Origin of the sequence: Streptomyces sp. BBFR25 (assembly GCF_044590125.1) — a bacterium.
In the GTDB taxonomy this organism is placed as follows: Bacteria; Actinomycetota; Actinomycetes; order Streptomycetales; family Streptomycetaceae; genus Streptomyces; species Streptomyces canus_D.
In genome coordinates, this window is record NZ_CP172447.1 from 3,805,090 (window position 1) to 3,823,920 (window position 18,831).

19 protein-coding genes are annotated in these 18,831 nt (G+C 72.1%); 7 read left to right on the forward strand and 12 right to left on the reverse strand.

From position 1 onward, the window contains the following. Positions 1 to 7 precede the first annotated feature (7 nt). The gene (locus tag ACGH52_RS17155; protein WP_399940380.1) at positions 8 to 2,866 is read right to left on the reverse strand and encodes an FAD-binding and (Fe-S)-binding domain-containing protein; all 2,859 of its coding nucleotides are present in this window, start codon (positions 2,864 to 2,866) and stop codon (positions 8 to 10) included. Between the two features lie 111 nt (positions 2,867 to 2,977). Between ACGH52_RS17155 and serC the strand changes: the two genes are divergently transcribed. Then, complete coding sequence (gene serC, locus ACGH52_RS17160) at positions 2,978 to 4,096, forward strand: phosphoserine transaminase (protein WP_059301141.1); 1,119 nt, start codon at positions 2,978 to 2,980, stop codon at positions 4,094 to 4,096. Positions 4,097 to 4,174: 78 nt separating this feature from the next. Here serC and ACGH52_RS17165 read toward each other — a convergent pair whose 3' ends face one another. From ACGH52_RS17165 to ACGH52_RS17185, 5 genes are all read right to left on the reverse strand, one after another. Further along, the gene (locus ACGH52_RS17165) at positions 4,175 to 4,855 is read right to left on the reverse strand and encodes a response regulator transcription factor (protein ID WP_059301140.1); all 681 of its coding nucleotides are present in this window, start codon (positions 4,853 to 4,855) and stop codon (positions 4,175 to 4,177) included. Next, entirely contained in the window at positions 4,852 to 6,051 is a 1,200-nt protein-coding gene (locus tag ACGH52_RS17170) for a sensor histidine kinase (protein ID WP_399940385.1), read from the reverse strand. Before ACGH52_RS17170 ends, ACGH52_RS17165 begins: the two co-directional genes overlap by 4 nt. A gap of 2 nt (positions 6,052 to 6,053) precedes the next feature. Continuing rightward, the gene (locus tag ACGH52_RS17175) at positions 6,054 to 6,578 is read right to left on the reverse strand and encodes a hypothetical protein (RefSeq protein ID WP_399940388.1); all 525 of its coding nucleotides are present in this window, start codon (positions 6,576 to 6,578) and stop codon (positions 6,054 to 6,056) included. A 166-nt stretch (positions 6,579 to 6,744) separates the two neighbouring features. After that, positions 6,745 to 7,581, reverse strand: coding sequence for an ABC transporter permease (locus tag ACGH52_RS17180; RefSeq protein WP_059301137.1), 837 nt, complete (start codon positions 7,579 to 7,581; stop codon positions 6,745 to 6,747). Further along, positions 7,578 to 8,585 carry an ATP-binding cassette domain-containing protein gene (locus tag ACGH52_RS17185; RefSeq protein ID WP_399940391.1) on the reverse strand — a complete coding sequence of 336 codons (1,008 nt, stop codon included), beginning with the start codon at positions 8,583 to 8,585 and terminating at the stop codon, positions 7,578 to 7,580. The genes ACGH52_RS17180 and ACGH52_RS17185 overlap by 4 nt, the downstream gene beginning before the upstream one ends. A 94-nt stretch (positions 8,586 to 8,679) precedes the next feature. Here ACGH52_RS17185 and ACGH52_RS17190 point away from each other — a divergent pair, with 94 nt between their 5' ends. Next, the gene (locus tag ACGH52_RS17190) at positions 8,680 to 9,504 is read left to right on the forward strand and encodes a TetR/AcrR family transcriptional regulator (protein WP_399940394.1); all 825 of its coding nucleotides are present in this window, start codon (positions 8,680 to 8,682) and stop codon (positions 9,502 to 9,504) included. On the opposite strand, the gene ACGH52_RS17195 is transcribed toward ACGH52_RS17190, so the two are convergent. Beyond that, positions 9,478 to 10,467 carry a WD40 repeat domain-containing protein gene (locus ACGH52_RS17195; protein ID WP_210974006.1) on the reverse strand — a complete coding sequence of 330 codons (990 nt, stop codon included), beginning with the start codon at positions 10,465 to 10,467 and terminating at the stop codon, positions 9,478 to 9,480. The genes ACGH52_RS17190 and ACGH52_RS17195 overlap by 27 nt on opposite strands. 112 nt (positions 10,468 to 10,579) lie before the next feature. Between ACGH52_RS17195 and ACGH52_RS17200 the strand changes: the two genes are divergently transcribed. Then, positions 10,580 to 11,260 carry a GDSL-type esterase/lipase family protein gene (locus ACGH52_RS17200; RefSeq protein WP_399940397.1) on the forward strand — a complete coding sequence of 227 codons (681 nt, stop codon included), beginning with the start codon at positions 10,580 to 10,582 and terminating at the stop codon, positions 11,258 to 11,260. Here ACGH52_RS17200 and ACGH52_RS17205 read toward each other — a convergent pair. After that, entirely contained in the window at positions 11,242 to 12,006 is a 765-nt protein-coding gene (locus tag ACGH52_RS17205) for an aminoglycoside adenylyltransferase family protein (protein WP_399940400.1), read from the reverse strand. The two genes, ACGH52_RS17200 and ACGH52_RS17205, sit on opposite strands and share 19 nt — an antisense overlap. A gap of 89 nt (positions 12,007 to 12,095) precedes the next feature. Between ACGH52_RS17205 and ACGH52_RS17210 the strand changes: the two genes are divergently transcribed. Next, a complete protein-coding gene (locus tag ACGH52_RS17210) occupies positions 12,096 to 12,683 on the forward strand; it encodes a Uma2 family endonuclease (RefSeq protein WP_059301132.1) in 588 nt (195 codons plus the stop codon). Between the two features lie 47 nt (positions 12,684 to 12,730). Then, the gene (locus tag ACGH52_RS17215; RefSeq protein WP_121700661.1) at positions 12,731 to 13,723 is read left to right on the forward strand and encodes an aldo/keto reductase; all 993 of its coding nucleotides are present in this window, start codon (positions 12,731 to 12,733) and stop codon (positions 13,721 to 13,723) included. A 141-nt stretch (positions 13,724 to 13,864) separates the two neighbouring features. Here ACGH52_RS17215 and thpR read toward each other — a convergent pair whose 3' ends face one another. Further along, positions 13,865 to 14,437, reverse strand: a complete 573-nt coding sequence (thpR, locus tag ACGH52_RS17220; RefSeq protein WP_399940404.1) for an RNA 2',3'-cyclic phosphodiesterase — start codon at positions 14,435 to 14,437, stop codon at positions 13,865 to 13,867. Between the two features lie 86 nt (positions 14,438 to 14,523). On the opposite strand from thpR, the gene ACGH52_RS17225 reads away from it, so the two are divergent. Continuing rightward, complete coding sequence (locus tag ACGH52_RS17225) at positions 14,524 to 15,063, forward strand: Uma2 family endonuclease (protein ID WP_399940407.1); 540 nt, start codon at positions 14,524 to 14,526, stop codon at positions 15,061 to 15,063. Between the two features lie 18 nt (positions 15,064 to 15,081). On the opposite strand, the gene ACGH52_RS17230 is transcribed toward ACGH52_RS17225, so the two are convergent. Then, positions 15,082 to 16,443: an MFS transporter gene (locus ACGH52_RS17230; RefSeq protein ID WP_063124411.1), complete on the reverse strand. Its 1,362-nt coding sequence runs from the start codon at positions 16,441 to 16,443 to the stop codon at positions 15,082 to 15,084. A gap of 26 nt (positions 16,444 to 16,469) precedes the next feature. Then, a complete protein-coding gene (locus tag ACGH52_RS17235; protein ID WP_003974639.1) occupies positions 16,470 to 16,907 on the reverse strand; it encodes a MarR family winged helix-turn-helix transcriptional regulator in 438 nt (145 codons plus the stop codon). Between the two features lie 149 nt (positions 16,908 to 17,056). On the opposite strand from ACGH52_RS17235, the gene ACGH52_RS17240 reads away from it, so the two are divergent. Continuing rightward, positions 17,057 to 17,245 (forward strand): hypothetical protein, encoded by a 189-nt coding sequence (locus ACGH52_RS17240; protein ID WP_059301127.1) that lies wholly within the window; start codon positions 17,057 to 17,059, stop codon positions 17,243 to 17,245. Positions 17,246 to 17,255: 10 nt separating this feature from the next. On the opposite strand, the gene ACGH52_RS17245 is transcribed toward ACGH52_RS17240, so the two are convergent. Continuing rightward, positions 17,256 to 18,713 (reverse strand): NCS2 family permease, encoded by a 1,458-nt coding sequence (locus tag ACGH52_RS17245; protein ID WP_121702303.1) that lies wholly within the window; start codon positions 18,711 to 18,713, stop codon positions 17,256 to 17,258. Between the last annotated feature and the right edge of the window lie 118 nt (positions 18,714 to 18,831).

Sequence of the window (18,831 nt, forward strand, 5' to 3'; positions counted from 1 at the left end):
GCCGCCCTCACTCCAACCCCTGCGCCAGCACCTCCGCCAGATGCCGCCCCCGCACCCCCGCCAGCTGCTCCAGCTGGGTCCGGCAGGAGAAGCCGTCCGCCAGGACCACCGCACCCTCCGGCGCCTCGCGCACCGCCGGGAGGAGCTGGTCCTCCGCGCACGCGGCCGAGACCTCGTAGTGGCCGGACTCGAAGCCGAAGTTGCCCGCGAGACCGCAGCAGCCGCCGCTCAGCTCGCCGGTCAGGCCCGCCGACGCGCGCAGGCGCCGGTCGGCCGTGTCGCCGAGGACCGCGTGCTGGTGGCAGTGGGTCTGGCCGACCGCCGGAAGGTTCACGGCGGGCGGGGTCCAGTCGGGGGCGTGGCGCTCCAGGGCCTCCGCGAAGGTCAGGACGCGCGAGGCCAGCCGGGCCGCGCGCGGGTCGTCGTGCAGCAGCTCGGGCAGGTCCGTGCGCAGGGCGGCGGCACAGCTCGGCTCAAGGACGACGACCGGCGCGGACGTCTCCAGCACCGGGGCCATCAGGTCCAGCGTGCGGCGCATCACCGCGCGGGCCCGGTCCAGTTGGCCCGTCGACACGTACGTCAGGCCGCAGCAGACCCGGCCCCGGCGGGCTGTCGGCAGCGCGAGGGCCGACCTCGACGTGCCGTCCCCGATCACCGCCCGCCCCCGCAGCGTCGGCGGCAGCGCCACCCGCAGCCCCGCCGCCTCCAGCACCCGTACGGCCGCCCGGCCGACGGAGGGTGAGAGGTGCTCGGTGAAGGTGTCGGGCCACAGGACCACCAGGTCCCCGCCCTCGGACGGCCGCCCTCCCCGCCCCCGCCACCACCTGCTGAACGTCTCCCTCGCCAGCCGCGGCACCTCCCGCTCCCCCGCGATCCCACCCAGCCGCTTGGCCACCGCGGCCAACGGCCCTGCCGAAGCGAGCGCGTTGACGACCGGCGCCGCCCGCAGCCGTGCCGCCCAGCGCAGCCACACCGGCAGCCACCCCATCGCGTAGTGGGCGGCGGGACGGCGGCGCCCGGCGTAGTGGTGGTGCAGGAACTCCGCCTTGTACGTGGCCATGTCGACCCCGACCGGGCAGTCGGAGCGGCAGCCCTTGCAGGACAGGCACAGGTCCAGGGCGTCCCGGACCTCCGTCGACCGCCAGCCGTCCGTCACCAGCTCGCCCGCGAGCATCTCGTGCAGCAGGCGGGCCCGGCCCCGCGTGGAGTGCTCCTCCTCCCCCGTCGCCCGGAAGGACGGACACATCACACCCGCGCCCGGCACCGACGTCGTACGGCACTTGGCGACCCCCACGCAGCGGCGCACCGCCGCCGAGAAGTCCCCGCCGTCGGACGGGTAGCCGAACTCCACGTCCACCGGCTGCCGCGGCAGGACGGAGAAGCGGAGGTTCGCGTCGAGCGGCGCTGGGCGGACCAGCATGCCGGGGTTGAGGAGGTCGTCCGGGTCCCAGACGGCCTTCGCGCGCTCGAACAGGGCGACCGTCTCCGCGCCGTACATCCTCGGCAGCAGCTCGGCCCGCGCCTGGCCGTCCCCGTGCTCCCCGGACAGGGAACCCCCGTGCGCCACGACCAGATCCGCCAGCTCCTCCGAGAAGCGGCGGAAGCGGGCCACCCCCGCGTCCGTCAACAGGTCGAAGTCGATGCGTACGTGGATGCAGCCGTCCCCGAAGTGCCCGTACGGCGTGCCGCGCAGGCCATGGGCGGACAGGAGGCCCCGGAAGTCCCGCAGGTAGGCGCCCAGCCGGGCCGGCGGCACCGCGCAGTCCTCCCAGCCGGGCCACGCCTCCGCGCCGTCCGGCATCCGCGTCGCCGTCCCGCTCGCGTCCTCCCGGATGCGCCACAGCGCCCGCTGCCCGGCCGGGTCGGTGACCACCAGCGCGTCCACGACGTCGGCCGCGCGCACGACCGCCTCCGCACGCGCGCGGGCCTCCGCCGCCGACGCGCCGCCCGTCTCCACGAACAGCCACGCCCCGCCCCGGGGCAGCAGGGCCGCGGCCGACACCGGCACCAGGTCCACCGCCATGCCCTCCACGGTCAGCGGGCCGAGCGGCAGCAGCCCGGCCGCCGCCTGAGCCGCGCCCGCCTCGTCGGCGTATCCCAGCACCGCCAGCGCACGCGCGCGGGGCGACTCGACCAGCCGGACGACCGCCTCGGTCAGCACACCCAGCGTGCCCTCCGAGCCGCAGAAGGAGCGGGCCACGTCCGCGCCGCGCTCCGGGAGCAGGGCGTCCAGCGCGTAACCGGAGATACGGCGCGGGAGGTCGGGGAAGCCGGTGCGCAGGCGGGCCAGGTCGCCGTCCACGAGGTCGCGCAGGCCCTCCGGCGCCCCGGCCCACTCCCGCCCGAGCCGCAGCCGCCGCCCCCGCGCGGTCAGCACGCTCAGCTCGCGCACGCTGTCCGCCGTCGTGCCCCAGGCCACCGAGTGGGAGCCGCAGGAGTTGTTGCCGATCATGCCGCCGAGCGTGCAGCGGCTGTGGGTGGAGGGGTCGGGGCCGAAGCGCAGACCGTGCGGGGCGGCGGCGTCCTGGAGGCGGTCGAGGACGAGCCCCGGCTGGACGACGGCCGTACGCGCCTCCGGATCGAGACCGACCAGCCGGTTCATGTGGCGGGTGAAGTCGAGCACCACGCCGGTGCCCGTCGCCTGCCCGGCGATCGACGTCCCGCCGCCCCGCACCACCACCGGTACGCCGTGCTCGCGGCACACCTCCAGTACCGCCGCCACGTCGTCGGCGTCCCTCGGCGCCACGACACCGAGCGGGACCCGCCGGTAGTTCGAGGCGTCCATGGTGGTCAGCGCCCGGGAGGTGACGTCGAACCCGACCTCGCCGCGGACGGCCCTGCGCAGTGCTGCCTCCAGATCGGTCATGCCCTCCAGCATGGGCTCTCGTGGTTCCGTACAGGTCCGCACGGCGGAGATCTCGTCTCATCGGACGGACATGGCTTCGCCCGGTTTGGCCGACGGGATACCCTCCGGCACGTGGCTGAGATCCAGATTCCTGCTGACATGAAGCCCGCGGACGGTCGTTTCGGCGCGGGTCCCTCCAAGGTGCGGGTGGAGGCGCTGGACGCCCTGGCCGCCACCGGTACGTCCCTGCTCGGCACCTCCCACCGCCAGGCGCCCGTCAAGAACCTGGTCGGCAAGGTCCGTGAGGGCATCCGCGACCTGTTCCGGCTCCCCGACGGCTACGAGGTGATCCTCGGCAACGGCGGCTCCACCGCGTTCTGGGACGTCGCGACGCACGGCCTGATCGAGAACAAGTCGCAGCACCTGAGCTTCGGCGAGTTCTCCTCCAAGTTCGCCAAGGCCGCCAAGCTCGCCCCCTGGCTCGCCGAGCCGACCGTCGTCTCCGCCGACCCGGGCACCCACCCCGAGGCGCGCGCCGAGGCCGGCGTGGACGTGTACGGCCTGACGCACAACGAGACCTCGACCGGTGTCGCCATGCCGATCAGGCGCGTCGCCGGTGCCGACGAGGGCGCCCTCGTCCTGGTCGACGCGACGTCCGGCGCGGGCGGCCTCCCGGTGGACATCGCCGAGACCGACGTCTACTACTTCGCCCCGCAGAAGTCCTTCGCCTCCGACGGCGGCCTGTGGATCGGCGTCTTCTCCCCGGCCGCGATCGAGCGCGCCGAGCGGATCCACGCGTCCGGCCGCCACGTCCCCGAGTTCTTCTCGCTCCCCACGGCGATCGACAACTCCCGCAAGAACCAGACGTACAACACCCCGGCGCTGGCGACCCTGTTCCTGCTGGGCGAGCAGTTGGACTGGATGAACGGCCAGGGCGGCCTGGACTTCACCACCGCCCGCACCAAGGACTCCTCGTCCCGCCTCTACTCCTGGGCGGAGGAGGCCAAGTACGCCACCCCGTTCGTCTCGGACCCGGCCAAGCGCTCGCAGGTCATCGGCACGATCGACTTCTCCGACGACATCGACGCCGCCGCCGTCGCCAAGGTGCTGCGCGCCAACGGCATCGTCGACACCGAGCCGTACCGCAAGCTCGGCCGCAACCAGCTGCGCGTCGCGATGTTCCCGGCGATCGACCCGGCGGACGTCGAGGCGCTCACGAAGTGCATCGACTACGTGATTGAGAAGCTGTAGCCGTCACCACCGGTACGACGACGGAGGGCGCCCGCGGATCATCCGCCGGGCGCCCTTCGTGTCTCGACAACCGGTGGGTCAGGCCAGCCCCGCCGCGATGGCGCGGCGTACCGCGTCGGCGCGGTCGCGGATGTGGGTCTTGGCGAACAGGTTGTTGATGTGGGTCTTGACCGTGGCCTCGCTGATGAAGAGCCGCTCGGCGATGCCGCGGTTGGACAGGCCCTGGCCGATCAGGGCGAGGACCTCGCGCTCGCGCGGGGTGAGGTCGTCCGGCAGGGGCTGCTGCCGGGCCGCCCGGTCCGGGGTGGGCGCCTTCGCCCTGGCCGTGGCGAGCAGGCGGTCCTGGACCTCTCGGTCGAGGACGGACTGGCCCGCGCCGGCGGCCCGGATGGCCCGGGTGATGTCCTGGCGTCCCGCGTTCTTGGTGAGGTACCCGCGGGCACCGGCGCCCAGCGCGCCCAGGATCGACTCGTCGTCGGCGAAGGTGGTCAGGACGACCACCGCGACCTCCGGGTGCTCCTCGGTCAGGCGTCGGGTCGTCTCGATGCCGTCCATCACGGGCATCCTCAGGTCCATCAGCACCACGTCGACGGGGCCCGCCGCCACCGCCGCCAGCACCTCGCCGCCGTCCGCGGCCGCCGCGACGACCTCGATGTCCGCGGCCAGCCCGAGCACCGCGGCGAGCGGCTCCCGCACAGCGGCCTGGTCGTCGGCGACGACCACCTTCAACCGCGCTGTCCCCGCAGTCTGTTCACTCATCCCGGAATCACCGCTTCCACCTGCCAGCCACCCTGGTCCCGCCCCTCGGTGACCGGCCCCGCGCTGACGCTCCCGCCCAGCAGGGCGACGCGCTCGCGCATGCCGATCAGCCCCATTCCGCTGCCGCCGCCCGGGGTCACCGCACGGGTGGCGGGCCGGTTGCGGATCCTCAGTGTGATCGACGCGGCGGTGAACGCCAGCTCCACCTCGGCCCTTCCGCCGGGAGCGTGCCGGGCCGCGTTGGTCAGGGCCTCCTGGGCGATCCGCAGGAGGCCCTGGGTCACCTGCGTCGACGGCTCGCGGACGGTGCCCGTGACCGTCACGGCGTCGTGGTGGCCCGCGGATTCGACCATCGCGGTCAGGCTCTCCAGCAGCGGCAGCGCGTCCTCGCGCAACGCGTGCACGGTCCACTGCGCCTGCTTCAGACTCTCCTTGACCAGGCCGTGGGCCTTGGTGGTGGCCTCCCTGACCTTGTCCAGGTCACCGGTGTCGAGCAGCGCGTCGGCCAGTTCCAGCTGCATGTTGATCCCGGCGAGGGAGTGCGCGAGGACGTCGTGCACGTCCCGGGCGATCCGGCCGCGCTCGGTGAGGACGGCGGTGCGGGCCTCCGCGCGGGCGGCGCGTTCCGCCGCCTCGGCGGCCGAGAGCGCCGACCGTACGGCCCGGCGCTGGGTGCGGTTGAGGATGCCGACCACCACCGGGACGCCGGTGGTGAGGCCGAGCAGCCAGGGCAGCTCCGGCTCTCCCGGACCGAGGTGGAAGTACAGGACACCGGCGCAGAGCAGGGAGCACGTCGCCGCGAGGGTGAGGGCCCGTCCGGTGTCGAGACGGTATCCGATGTGCCCGGCGAGGAAGTAGGCGAACAGGTAGCCCGTACCGCTGTCGCTGACGCCGATCAGGGCGGCCGCCGCGGCGATGCCGAGGGTGAGCCAGGTGAGCGCCAGACGCGCGGGGACCCGGTGCTCGGGCACGGCCCGCCCCAGCAGTGCCGCGGAGTTGAGCACGAAGAGGACGGCGACGGCCAGGCCCTGGCCGCTGAATCCCATGGGCCGGATCGTCAGGGCTCCCACGGCGACGACCGCGAGGCTCAGGCCCCACTGCACCCGCGGGTCCTGACCGGGGACCGGTCGCGCCTCCGCCCCCGGGGGCGGGGGCGGAGGGAACTCGGTGGCGGGCACCGGCCGAACATAGCGCACGGTCAGGCCGTACGGTCGAGGACGGGCGCGACCGGGGACACCGTCCGGGCCCGGCTGCGCAGGTAGATGGTGCCCACCCGCGCGACCACCTCGGTGACCGCCATCAGCACGAACGCCGTCACCCAGGCCTGGTCGCCCGTGATGTGGTGCGCGATGCTGAACCGGGCGACGTCGTCGGCGCCGCCGCCGTGCTCGACCCAGAGCTGGAAGCCCATACGGGCGCCCATGCCCAGCACCCACAGGATCGCCGACACGGCGCCGGCCTTGATCATGAGGTGCCCGCCGAGCGTCCTGATCCGGGTGTAGGCGCCGCCCGCGACGCCGAGCGCCGCACCCACGGCCGTCAGGGCCGCGATCAGCACCAGGTCGTTGCCGCCGGTCGGGACGGAGTCCAGGTAGGCGTACGCCACGAAGGCCACGATCCCCAGCGGGATCAGGAACGTCTTGTGGTCGAGTCGGCCTTCCCGCAGCTGCCGGAAGACGACGAGGACGAGGGCGATGTCGGTGATCCACTCAGTCGTTGTCATGCCCTCAAGGCTGCTCCGACCAGGCGCTCAGCACCTGGACCCATGGGTGGAACCGGGGGTGGAGATCCCCCGGTTCCCCGGTCTCCACCCCCGGTCTCCACCCCGGCCCCGCCGCCCCGGACGCCCCCGTCGGCCGAGCCGCTGAACTACCGGCCGAGCCGCTGAACTACCGGCCCAGCCGCTGGAACCTCCGCACCGCCAGCGGCAGGAAGACCGCCGTCAGGATCACCGGCCACACGCCCGCCATCAGCAGCGCGTGCTGCTCGACCCACGAGTCGCCGCCGCCGACCGGCGTGCCGAACAGTTCCCGGGCGGCCGCCGCCGTGGACGAGATCGGGTTCCACGCGGCCACCCAGCCCAGCCAGTCGGGCATGAGCTGCGGGGCGACGAAGATGCTGGAGATCATCGTCAGCGGGAAGGCCACGGCGAACAGGCCGCCCGCCGCTTCCGGGTTGGGGACCAGCAGGCCCAGCCACACACCGATCCAGATCAGCGCGAACCGCAGCCACAGCAGCAGCCCGAACGCGGCCAGGAAGCCCCAGCCGCCGTCCGGGCGCCAGCCCATGGCCATCGCCGTCAGCATCATGATGGCCAACTCCGCGCAGGCGACGACCAGATCGGTCACCCCGCGCCCCGCGACCACCGCGGACGACGCCATCGGCATGGAGCGGAACCGGTCGATGACCCCCTTGGTGGAGTCGTACACGACGACGGTCGCGGTGTTGATGAAGCCGAACGCCATGGTCATCACGAACATGCCCGGCATCAGGAAGTCCTTGTAGTCCCCGCCGCCGGGCACCGTCATCGCGCTGCCGAAGACATAGCCGTAGAGGAGGACGGACAGGATCGGGAAGCCCAGCTGCCAGGCGATGTTGACGGGCTGGCGCTGGTAGTGGGTCAGGCCGCGGCGGACGATGTTGCCGCAGTCGGCGAGCAGCCAATACAGCCTCCCGCGCTCGCGCGGGGCCGTCGCCGGATCGGCGTGCAGGTCGAGGGCGCTCATGCCGCCACCGCCTCCTTCTCCGGGCTCTGCGCGTCCTGCGCGTCCCGCGCGTCCTCCGCGCCCGTACGGTGGCCGGTCAGGCGCAGGAACACGTCGTCGAGGCTCGGCCTGCGCAGTCCGATGTCCTCCACGGCGACGCCCTCGTCCTGGAGGGTGCGCGCCACCTCGGTCAGGGCCGCCACCCGGTCGGTGACCGGGGCGTGCACGCGCAGCGCCTCGTCCTGGACCTCGGGTTCGCCCTTGCAGACCCGGGCGACCGTCTTCACCACCCGCGGGATCTCGGCCCGGTCGGCGACCACGACCTCGATCCGGTCGCCGCCGACCAGGTTCTTCAGCCCGTCCGGGGTGTCGTCGGCGATGGCCCGGCCCCGGTCGATGACGGTGATGCGGGAGGCGAGCTTGTCGGCCTCCTCCAGGTACTGCGTGGTCAGCAGGACCGTCGTGCCGCTCGCCACCAGCGCCCGGACCGACTCCCAGACCTCGCCGCGGCTGCGCGGGTCGAGGCCCGTCGTCGGCTCGTCCAGGAACAGGACGGACGGGGCGAGGATCATCGACGCGGCGAGGTCGAGGCGGCGCCGCATGCCGCCGCTGTACTTGCCCACGCCCCGGTCGGCGGCGTCGGTCAGGTCGAACCGCTCCAGCAGCTCGACCGCGCGGGCCCGGGCCCGCCTGCCGCCCAGGTGGAACAGGCGCCCGAACATCTCCAGGTTCTGCCGCCCGGTGAGCACCTCGTCCACGGCCGCGTACTGGCCGGTGAGGCCGATCCGCGCCCGCACCTCACGGGCCTGCCGGGCGAGGTCGAGGCCCGCCACCTCGGCCCGTCCGCCGTCCAGCCGGATCAGCGTGGACAGGATGCGCACGGCCGTGGTCTTGCCCGCGCCGTTCGGCCCGAGCAGGCCGTGCACGGTGCCCTCGCGGACGGTCAGGTCGAAGCCGTCCAGGGCGCGTTTGTCGCCGTACCTCTTCACCAGCCCCTCGGCCCGTACCGCGTACGTGTCGCTCATGGGTCCAGCCCCCTTTCCCTTCCCAACTGAGTACACCGTACCCGATTGCGCGTACGCCGTACTCAATTTTCCGGCGCGGACTTAAACTGACCCCATGGCGAGCGGTACGGAGACCAGCGGCAGCGGCGACATCGGCCGCACCCTCGAACTGTTGTGGGACACCGGCCGGCGCCCCAGCCGGGGCCCGAGGCCGGGCCTGACGCTGGAGCGGATCGTGGAGGCCGCCGTCGAGGTCGCGGACCGGGACGGTCTCGGCGCGGTCTCGATGCGCCGGATCGCCACCGAGCTGGGCACCGGCACGATGTCCCTGTACCGCTACGTCCCCGGCAAGGGCGAGCTGCTCGACCTGATGCTGGACCGCGTGCAGCGCCCGTCCGAGAACCCCGCCGACCTCGGCGACGGCGGCTGGCGCGCGGCGCTGGAGGGCCTCGGCCACGCCACGCTCGCCCTCTACCGCCGCCACACCTGGCTGCTGGAGGTCAACCAGTCCCGCCCGATCCTCGGCCCGTCCGCCCTGGACGGCATGGAGAGGGTGCTCGCCCGGATCAAACCGATGGGCCTGACCGACCCCGAGCTGGTCTCGGTGATCGTCATGGTCGACGGGTACGTCGTCGGGGCCGCCCGCACACAGGTGTACGAGCAGGAGGCCGAGCGCAGCTCCGGACTGACGGACGCGGAGTTCTGGCAGGCCCAGGAGCCGGTGCTGGTGAAGGCGATGAGCAGCGGCCGCTACCCCGTGCTGGCCTCCCTCTCCGAGGACGCCTTCGGCACCGGCTTCGACCACTTCGAGTTCGGGCTCCAGCGCATCCTGGACGGGCTGGAGGTACTGGTGACCGCACGCCGGGCCGCCGACGCCCGGGCCGCGGGCGACGACCCCGCCCCGGCGGACGGCTCAGCGGCGGCGGAAGACCCGGCGTAGGCCGAGCAGGGCCGCGAGCGCGACGAGCAGCCCGACCGCGCCGACCTTGAGCGTGACCCCGCCCGGGCCGTCGGACCCGCCGGACTCCCCGCCCGAGGAGCCGGAGCCGCCCCCGCCCGCACCGCCGCCGCTTCCGGGCACGTCCTCTGCCTTCACGGGGCTGTTCGCGCCCTCCATGCCGAGCAGCAGCTTCTTGCCGTCGATGGTGTAGGTGGCGGACTCACCCTGCCCCAGGGGCACGCTGATCCGATCCCGGCGCTGGATCTTCCCGCCGTTCCAGTCGTACCAGATGCCCCCGAGGTAGCCGCGCACGGCGAGTTGCTCGCCGTCCGGGGAGAACGCGGCGTCCGTGGCCCAGAGGTCCACGGGGACGGTGGGCTTGAAGACGTTGGCACCGGAGGACGACAGCTTCGCCGGACCCTCGTACAGGTGCCCGCCGTCCTCGTGCTTGTCGATGAGGTAGACCCGGCCGGTCTTCGGGTGGACCAGCATCGACTCGGCGTCGCGCGAGCCGTCCGCGTACTTCACCACGTACTGCGTCGCCTTGACGGTCTGGTCCTTCAGTTCCTTCGGCTCGGGCAACTCGTAGATCCACACGTACGGCCAGGTCACGCCGTCGTTGTCGCCGATGTCGCCGACGAAGATCCGGTTGCCGGGCCCGATGGCGATCGCCTCGACGTCCCGGGGCGTGCCGACGCCGGACAGTGCGACGCGGGCGACGGTCTCGCCGGTGGCACCGTCCACGGCGTAGAGGTAGGGCCCGGTGTCCTGGTCGTTGTGCGTCCAGTAGACACCGGGGTGCAGGCGGGACGCGGCGAGGCCGCTGGACTCGGTGATGCGCGGGTCCTTGATCGTGAACCCGTCGCTCCCGGCGGGCCCGTCGTCCCCGTCCGCCGCTGAGGCGGGCACGGCGAACGCGCCCACGAGAAGGGCCGAGGCGAGGAGGGCGAAGGGTCGGCGCATGCGCCAAGCCTGCCATCCCGCGCGGGCGTTCACGTCGCCGGTCACCCGGTCGGTCACCCTGCGTGGTCGGGCTCACATCGCGCCGGTCGGGCCGATCGTCCATGATGAGCGGATGCTCAGGTTCATGTTCGTCGGTGACTCCATGACGATCGGAAGCGCCGGCGAACACACGTGGCGCTACCGGCTGTGGCAGCACCTGCGCGGCTCCTACGGCCGCCCCTTCACCTTCGTCGGCCCGCGCGAGACCCTCCACGACCAGGTGACGGACGCCCCCACCTCGCACGCCTACGCCGATCCCGACTTCCCCCGCGCCCACCTGGCCGGCTGGGGCGAGGGCTGGCACCACATGGCCCCGCTGATCGAGGAGACGGTACGGGCCTGCCGCGCGGACGTGCTCCTGGTCTCCCTGGGCCTGATCGACCTCGGCTTCTACACCAACGCCGAGCAGACCGCAGCCAACGTCCGCGCCTTCGTGGCCGCCGCCCGGTCGGCGAACCCGCGCGTCCGCATCGCCGTGCTGCCGGTGCTCCACAACATCCGGGTGGAGGCCGACGCGTCCTTCGCCGAGCAGGTCGCCCACTTCAACGAACTCCTCGCGAAGACCGTCACCGACCTCGACGACCCGCGCTCCCCGCTGCTGTTCGTCCCGCCGCCGACGGAGTACGACTTCCACACGGACACCTACGACGGCACGCACCCCAACGAGAGCGGCGAGCACCGCGTCGCGGAGGCGTTCGCGACGGCGATGGACGAGGAGTGGGGGCTGGGCGGGCCCTACTCCCCCGCCCCGTAGGCCGCCTGGATCTCCCGGACCAGCCGGCCGGCACAGGACCGCATGGCCGCCCGGCCGCTCCAGTCCTCCGTCTCCTGCCCGAGGTAGACGGCGCGCGCGTGGGCCAGCGGCGGCCGGTCCCCGGCGGGCAGGCGCGCGAGGGCCCAGTCGGCCGCCGCGTCCTTGGACCGGATGTCGCCGGTGACGAGGGTGCTCCAGACCCGCGCGAGGGTGAGCAGGACGTTGCGCGTGTCCGACGCCAGCTCCTCCAGCAGCCCCGGCACCCCGGCCGCGATCGCCCGGCGCAGGTCGCCTTGCGGCACGGGGTCGAGCAGGGTCGCGGGCGGCGGGCCGTACAGCGGGGCGTCGGCGCGCAGCACCATGGTCAGGAGCGGGGCCAGGTCGGGGTCGTCCTCCGGCTCCGGGACGGTGCCGCGTTCGTAGGCGCCGCGCAGCCACTCGCCGTACAGGTACTCCCGGCGGGGCGGATACCGCCAGGGCCGGACCTCGTCCCGCACGACGGCGATCAGCTCGACGGGACGTCCTTCACCGCCGGACACCCCGAGCAACTCCCCGGTGAGCCCTTCGCGTTGCCCGTAGGTCGTCGAACGCGCCAGCACGACGAGGAGATCGAGGTCGCTGTACGGGCGCAGCCCGCCGAGGGTGGCCGAGCCGTGCGCGTAGACGCCGAGCACGGTGCCGTCGCCGAGGTGACGCCGGACGAGAGCGACGAGGTGGTCGGTGCTGTCCCGGTCCCGCTCTGGCATATGCGCGTCCTCCCGTGTCCCGGTCGCCGTGCGTATCGTTGTACCGCGCGGCTGCTCCGCCCGTGGGACAGCCGGGGAGGAGCGCCACGATGACCGTCCTTGAAGACAGGATCGCCATGGCCGACGCCAACACGGAATGCTTGGATGCGTGGTTCGAGCGCCTGGAGCGGATGCCCGTCCCCGAAGGATTCAGGGTCGAGATCGTCGGGGGCAACGTCCACATGACACCGCAGCGCGACACGCATTGGGCAATCATCCGCCGGATCGTACGGCCCATCGAGGACCGGTTCGGCATGGACGTCCTGGTCCTCTCGGACGTCCGCATCGACTTCCCAGGCCACAAGAACGGCTTCTGCCCCGACGTGGCCAAGCTCCGCGACGGCGCGAAGCAGAACGAAACGGGCCACTGGCGCTACGAGGACGTCGAGTTCGTGGCCGAGGTCATCTCCCAGGGCACCGCAGCCAACGACTACGGCCCCAAAAAGCTCGCCTACGCCGCCGCCGAGGTCCCCCTCTACCTGATCGCCGACCCGTATCAGGGCCGCTGCCACATCTTCACGCACCCCAAGGACGGCGACTACACGACCGAGACCCGGGTCGTCTTCGGGGAGGAGCTGGACCTCACCGACACCGTCCTCGGCCTCACCCTCCCCACCGCGGACTTCCCCCGCGACTGAGCGGCCCGCTTGCCTGGAGCGCACTCCAAGTCGTTGGCTTGGGGACCATGAAGTACACGCAGCTCGGACGCACGGGACTCAAGGTCAGCCGGCTCGTCCTCGGCACCATGAACTTCGGTCCGCAGACCGACGAGGCCGACAGCCACGCCATCATGGACGCGGCGCTGGACGCCGGCATCAACTTCTTCGACACCGCCAACGTGTACGGCTGGGGCGAGAACAAGGGCCGTACCGAGGAGATCATCGGCAACTGGTTCGCCCAGGGCGGCGACCGGCGCGACAAGACCGTCATCGCCACCAAGGTGTACGGCAACATGGGCGCCGACGGCGAGGCGTGGCCCAACCACGACAAGCTGTCCGCCGTGAACATCCGGCGGGCGGTGGACGCCAGCCTCAAGCGGCTCCGGACCGACCACATCGACCTGTACCAGTTCCACCACATCGACCGCGCCACCGGCTTCGACGAGATCTGGCAGGCGATCGACACCCTGGTCCAGCAGGGCAAGGTCCTGTACGCCGGGTCGTCGAACTTCCCCGGGTACAAGATCGCGCAGGCCAACGAGACCGCCGCCCGGCGTGGCGGGACCATCGGGCTGGTCAGCGAGCAGTGCCTGTACAACCTGGCCGAGCGCCGCGCCGAGATGGAGGTGATCCCGGCCGCGCAGGACTACGGCCTCGGCGTCATCCCGTGGTCGCCGCTGCACGGCGGGCTGCTCGGCGGGGTCATCAAGAAGGAGGTCCAGGGCGGGCGCCGGGCCTCGGGGCGCGCCGCCGACGCCCTGGCCGACCCGGCGAAGCGGGCGCAGATCCAGGCGTACGAGGACATGCTCGACAAGCACGGTGTGGAGCCCGGCGAGGCCGCGCTGGCCTGGCTGCTGACCCGGCCCGGCGTGACCGGCCCGATCGTGGGTCCGCGCACCGCGGAACAGCTCGCGTCGGCGCTCAGGGCCGTGGAGCTGGAGCTGTCGGAGGAGCTGCTGACCGGGCTCGACGAGGTCTTCCCGGGGCCGGGGCCCGCTCCGGAGGCCTTCGCCTGGTAGCGGGGTGAGGTGGTGAGCGGGGCGGCGGGCCGCCCCCGGGCAGGTCAGCCGAGGGCCGCCGCCACCGCCACCACCACGAGCATCAGCACGAGCACACCGGCCATGATCCGGTTACGGGTCTTCGGGTCCACGCCCCCGAGCCTAACCGGACGCGCCGAGCGGACTGCGGGCGACCGCCTCGTAGCGGGGCTGCTCGCCCGGCACGCCCGACTCCGGCAGGTTGCTGCGGACCAGCGCCAGGTCGGTCACGGTCCAGGCGGGGCCGGTGAAGCCGGCCAGCGCCTCGACGTAGGGGCGGACGTCGCAGGCCTGCCTGCTGCGGGCCAGGGTCAGGTGGGGCTTGTAGCGCCGGTGCTCGCCCATCGGGACGCCCGCCCTGCGCCCCGCCGACTCGGCCCGGTCGGCCAGCAGCCGCAGCGTCGCGAGCCCGCCCTCCGCGCCCGCCCACAGCGCCCGCCCGTGCCCGAACTGACCGCCGCCGCGCAGCGCCAGCTCGAAGGGCGCCGTGCGTCGGGCCGCCCGCTCCAGCCTGGCCGACAGGTCGGGTACGACGTCGTCGTCGACCTCGCCGTAGAAGGCGAGCGTGAGGTGCCACCCGGGACGCCCGGTCCAGCGCAACCCGTCCGCCCCGGGCAGCCCCCGCAGCACGGCCACCTCGTCGGCGAGCGAGGCGGTGACGTCCTCGGGCGGCAGCACGGCGGCGAAGAGTCTCATAAAGCCACAGTCTGCCCGGCATGACGCCCGCGCCGTGGCGGACGTTGTACCGCTCGGTTGTATCGGCCCCGGGAGGCATCGCAGACATGACCGACGGCAATGACGTACTCACTCTCGACATGATGTTCGAGTGGCTCGAAAAGCTACCTGTCCCTGAGGGCTACAAGTCCGAGATCGTCGGCGGCCACATCTTTCTGTGGCCGCAGCAGGACACCCACTGGGACATCACCATGTGCATCATCGAACAGTTGCGCGCCACGTACCCGCGCAAACGCCTGAGGTCCGACGTGCGCTTGGATTGTCCGGGGCGGCTCAACGGGTTCGCTCCGGATGTGGTGGCCCTCTCCGAGGACGCGGGCGACGGCCTCGACGTCGATTTCGTCGCCGAAGTCGTCTCCGCGGAGACCGCCGGCAACGACTACGGCCCCAAGAAGGACGCCTACGCCACCGCCGGCGTCCCCGGGTACCTGATCGTCGACCCGTACGACGGCACGTGGCACCTCCACACCCTCCCCAAGGACGGCAAGTACCACGCCACCGTCAGCTTCGGCTTCGGCGAGGACGTCGACCTGACCGGCACCGTCGTCGGCCTCACCCTCAAGACCGACGACTTCCCCCGCGACTGACCGGGCGCCGGAAACGGTCTACGCCGCCGGTGCCAGCTCCTCCCGGCGTTCCCGCGGCACGAACCGGACCTGGGGGTGGCCGCGGTGCCAGCCGACCGACAGGCGCAGGTTGCCGACGCGGGCCAGGACCAGGCCGATGACGAGCGCGGCGGTGGCCGCCACCGCGCCGCCCGCGGCGAAGCCGGCCCGGGCGCCGTAGGTGTCGGTGACCCAGCCGACGATCGGGGCGCCGACCGGGGAGCCGCCGAGGAAGACCATCATGTACAGGGCCATCACGCGGCCCCGCATGGCCGGGTCGGTGGACATCTGGATGCTGGTGTTGGCGGTGACGTTGACCGTCATGCTGAAGACGCCGATGGGGACCATGAGCAGCGCGAAGAGCCACAGCTCGGGCGCGGCCGAGGCCACGATCTCCAGGGCCCCGAAGCCGAGCGCCGCCGCGATCAGGACGCGGAGGCGGGCCGTGCCCCGGCGGGCGGCGAGCAGCGCGCCGGCCAGCGAGCCGACGGCCATGAGGGTGTTGAAGAGGCTGTACGCCCCGGCACCCGCGTCGAAGACGTCGTCGGCGAAGGCGGACAGGAAGACCGGGAAGTTGAAGCCGAAGGTGCCGATGAAACCGACCAGCACGATGGTCCAGATCAGCTCGGGGCGCCCGGCGACGTAGTGCAGGCCCTCGCGCAGCTGGCCCTTGCCGCGCGGGGCGCGCTGGACGGTGTGCAGCTCGCGGGCGCGCATCAGCAGCAGGCAGCTGAGCGGCGCGACGAAGGACAGCCCGTTGGCGAGGAACGCCCACCCGGTGCCCACGCCGGTGATCATCAGACCGGCGACGGCGGGGCCGACGAGCCGGGCGGACTGGAAGTTGGCCGAGTTCAGGCTGACCGCGTTCTGCAACTGGTCCCGCCCGACCAGCTCGGAGACGAAGGACTGGCGGGCCGGGTTGTCCATGACGGTGGCCAGGCCCATCGCGAAGGCGGCGACGTAGACGTGCCAGACCTGGACGTGGCCGCTCAGCGTGAGGACGGCGAGGGCGAGCGCGGTCAGGGCCATCGCGGACTGGGTGACCAGCAGCGTGGGCCGCTTGCGCAGCCGGTCGACGAGGACGCCGCCGTAGAGGCCGAAGAGCAGCATCGGCAGGAACTGCAGGGCGGTGGTGATGCCGACGGCGGCCGAGGAGCCGGTGAGGCTGAGCACCAGCCAGTCCTGGGCGATGCGCTGCATCCAGGTGCCGATGTTGGAGACGACCTGGCCCAGGAAGAACAGGCGGTAGTTCCTGACCTTCAGGGAGGCGAACATCGACGTCTTGCGAGGGGCGTCGGGGGTGGTCGGGGTGTCGGGGCCGTCAGGTGCGGGGGCGGAAGCTGCTCCGGATCCCGTACTCAAAAGGTTCGCCTCCTCGCGAGAACTGCTTACTTGTGTGCGAGCTTCTCCAGCACGGGGGCGGCGGCGCGCAGTTTCGCCCACTCGTCCTCGTCGAGCCCCTCCACCAGGGTGGCCAGGAACGCGTTCCGCTTGCGGCGGCTCTCCTCGAGCATCACCACGGCCTGCTCGGTCTGCGTCACGACCTTCTGGCGCCGGTCCTCGGGGTGCGGCTCCAGCCGGACCAGCCCCTTGGCCTCCAGGAGGGCCACGATGCGGGTCATCGAGGGCGGCTGGACGTGTTCCTTGCGGGCCAGCTCGCCCGGGGTCGCGCTGCCGCAGTTGGACAGGGTGCCCAGCACCGACATCTCGGTGGGGCTGAGTGACTCGTCGACCCGCTGGTGCTTGAGCCGACGGGACAACCGCATCACGGCGGAGCGCAGGGAGTTCACGGCGGCGGCGTCGTCGCCATGCTTGAGGTCCGGCATGTTCCTTAGCGTAACTCATTAGGCTAGCGAAATACCACCGCTCACCGGGCCGGTGCCCGTGACGCCCGCCACTGAAACCCGCAGTTCACCCGTACGAGTGAGTCGTTTCCGGAAATCGGAGCATCACCCGGTGCGGCGGGGCGACCCTCGTGCTCATGGGGACCAGCGTGCTCAGCCTGCGGATAGACGGGGAGCTGCTCGACCGGCTCCGGGACCATGCGGCCAAAAGAGGAATGAGCGTCCAGGACTACGTCGTCCGGACGCTCATTCGCGATGACTTCGACCAGCGGTTCCAGTCCGCCGTGGAGGAGACGGAACGGTTCTACGGGGTGCCGTGACCCCGGAGGATCAGGTCAGCCCCAGGGCCGGCATCAGGTAGTAGAAGGCGAAGACCGCCGACACCACGTGCATCGCCACCGGCACCTCGCGGCCCCGTCCGGCCGCCAGGCGCAGCACCGAGAAGGTGATGAAGCCCATGCCGATGCCGTTGGTGATCGAGTAGGTGAACGGCATCATCAGCATCGTCACGAAGGCCGGGATGGCGATCGTGAAGTCGGACCAGTCGATCTCCCTGATCGAACCGGCCAGGATCAGGAAGCCGACCGCGATCAGCGCCGGGGTCGCCGCCTGCGACGGGACCATGGTGGCGACCGGCGTGAGGAACAGCGCCAAGGCGAACAGCGCGCCGGTGACGATGTTGGCGAAGCCGGTGCGGGCCCCCTCGCCGACGCCCGCCGTGGACTCCACGAAGCAGGTGGTGGCGGAGGCGGAGCTGGCACCGCCCGCGGCGACCGCGATGCCGTCGACGAACAGGACCTTGTTGATGCCCGGCATCTGGCCCTCGCCGTCGGTCAGCTTCGCCTCGTCGCTGACGCCCATAATCGTGCCCATCGCGTCGAAGAAGCACGACAGCAGCACCGTGAAGACGAACAACACACCGGTCAGGACGCCGACCTTGTCGAACCCGCCGAACAGGCTGACCTCGCCGACCAGCCCGAAGTCGGGCGTGGCGACGGGGTTGCCGGGCCACTCCGGGGTGGTCAGGCCCCAGGAGGGGATGTCGGCGACGGCGTTGATGATCACCGCGATCACGGTCATCACGACGATGGAGATCAGGATGGCGCCCGGAGTCTTGCGGACGATCAGCGCGAGGGTCAGCAGCACGCCGAGGACGAAGACCAGGACCGGCCAGCCGTGCAGGTGGCCGCCCACGCCCAGCTGGAGCGGGACGGTGGTCTGCGCGGCGTCGGGCATCCGGGTGACGAAGCCCGAGTCGACGAGGCCGACGATCATGACGAACAGGCCGATACCGATGGAGATGGCCTTGCGCAGCCCGTAGGGCACCGCGTTCATCACGCGCTCGCGCAGACCGGTGGCGACCAGCAGCATGACGATGAAACCGGCCAGCACCACCATGCCCATGGCGTCCGGCCAGGACATCCGCGGGGCCAGCTGGAGGGCGACGACCGAGTTCACGCCGAGACCGGCGGCCAGCGCGATCGGGACGTTGCCGATGACGCCCATCAGCAGGGTGGTGAAGGCGGCCGTCAGGGCGGTGGCGGTGACCAGCTGGCTGTTGTCGAGCTGGTTGCCGTACATGTCCTTCGCGCTGCCCAGGATGATCGGGTTCAGCACGATGATGTAGGCCATCGCGAAGAAGGTGGCGAAACCGCCGCGGATCTCACGGGGCAGGGTGCTGCCGCGCTCGGAGATCTTGAAGTAACGGTCGAGACCGTTCTGCGGGGGCTGCCGGTCTTCCGGCGGCTCGGGGGACGGGGGGACCTTGGCGGAGGCCGAGGTGGACATGCGGGGACCTCATCACCAACAGGTTCCCCCACGGCCTTGTCGGTGTTCCTATTGGTGTTTTCTACGAATGAAAGCGGTCAGAGACAAACGGGTTCAGTATGAACGTATGAGCCCCTGA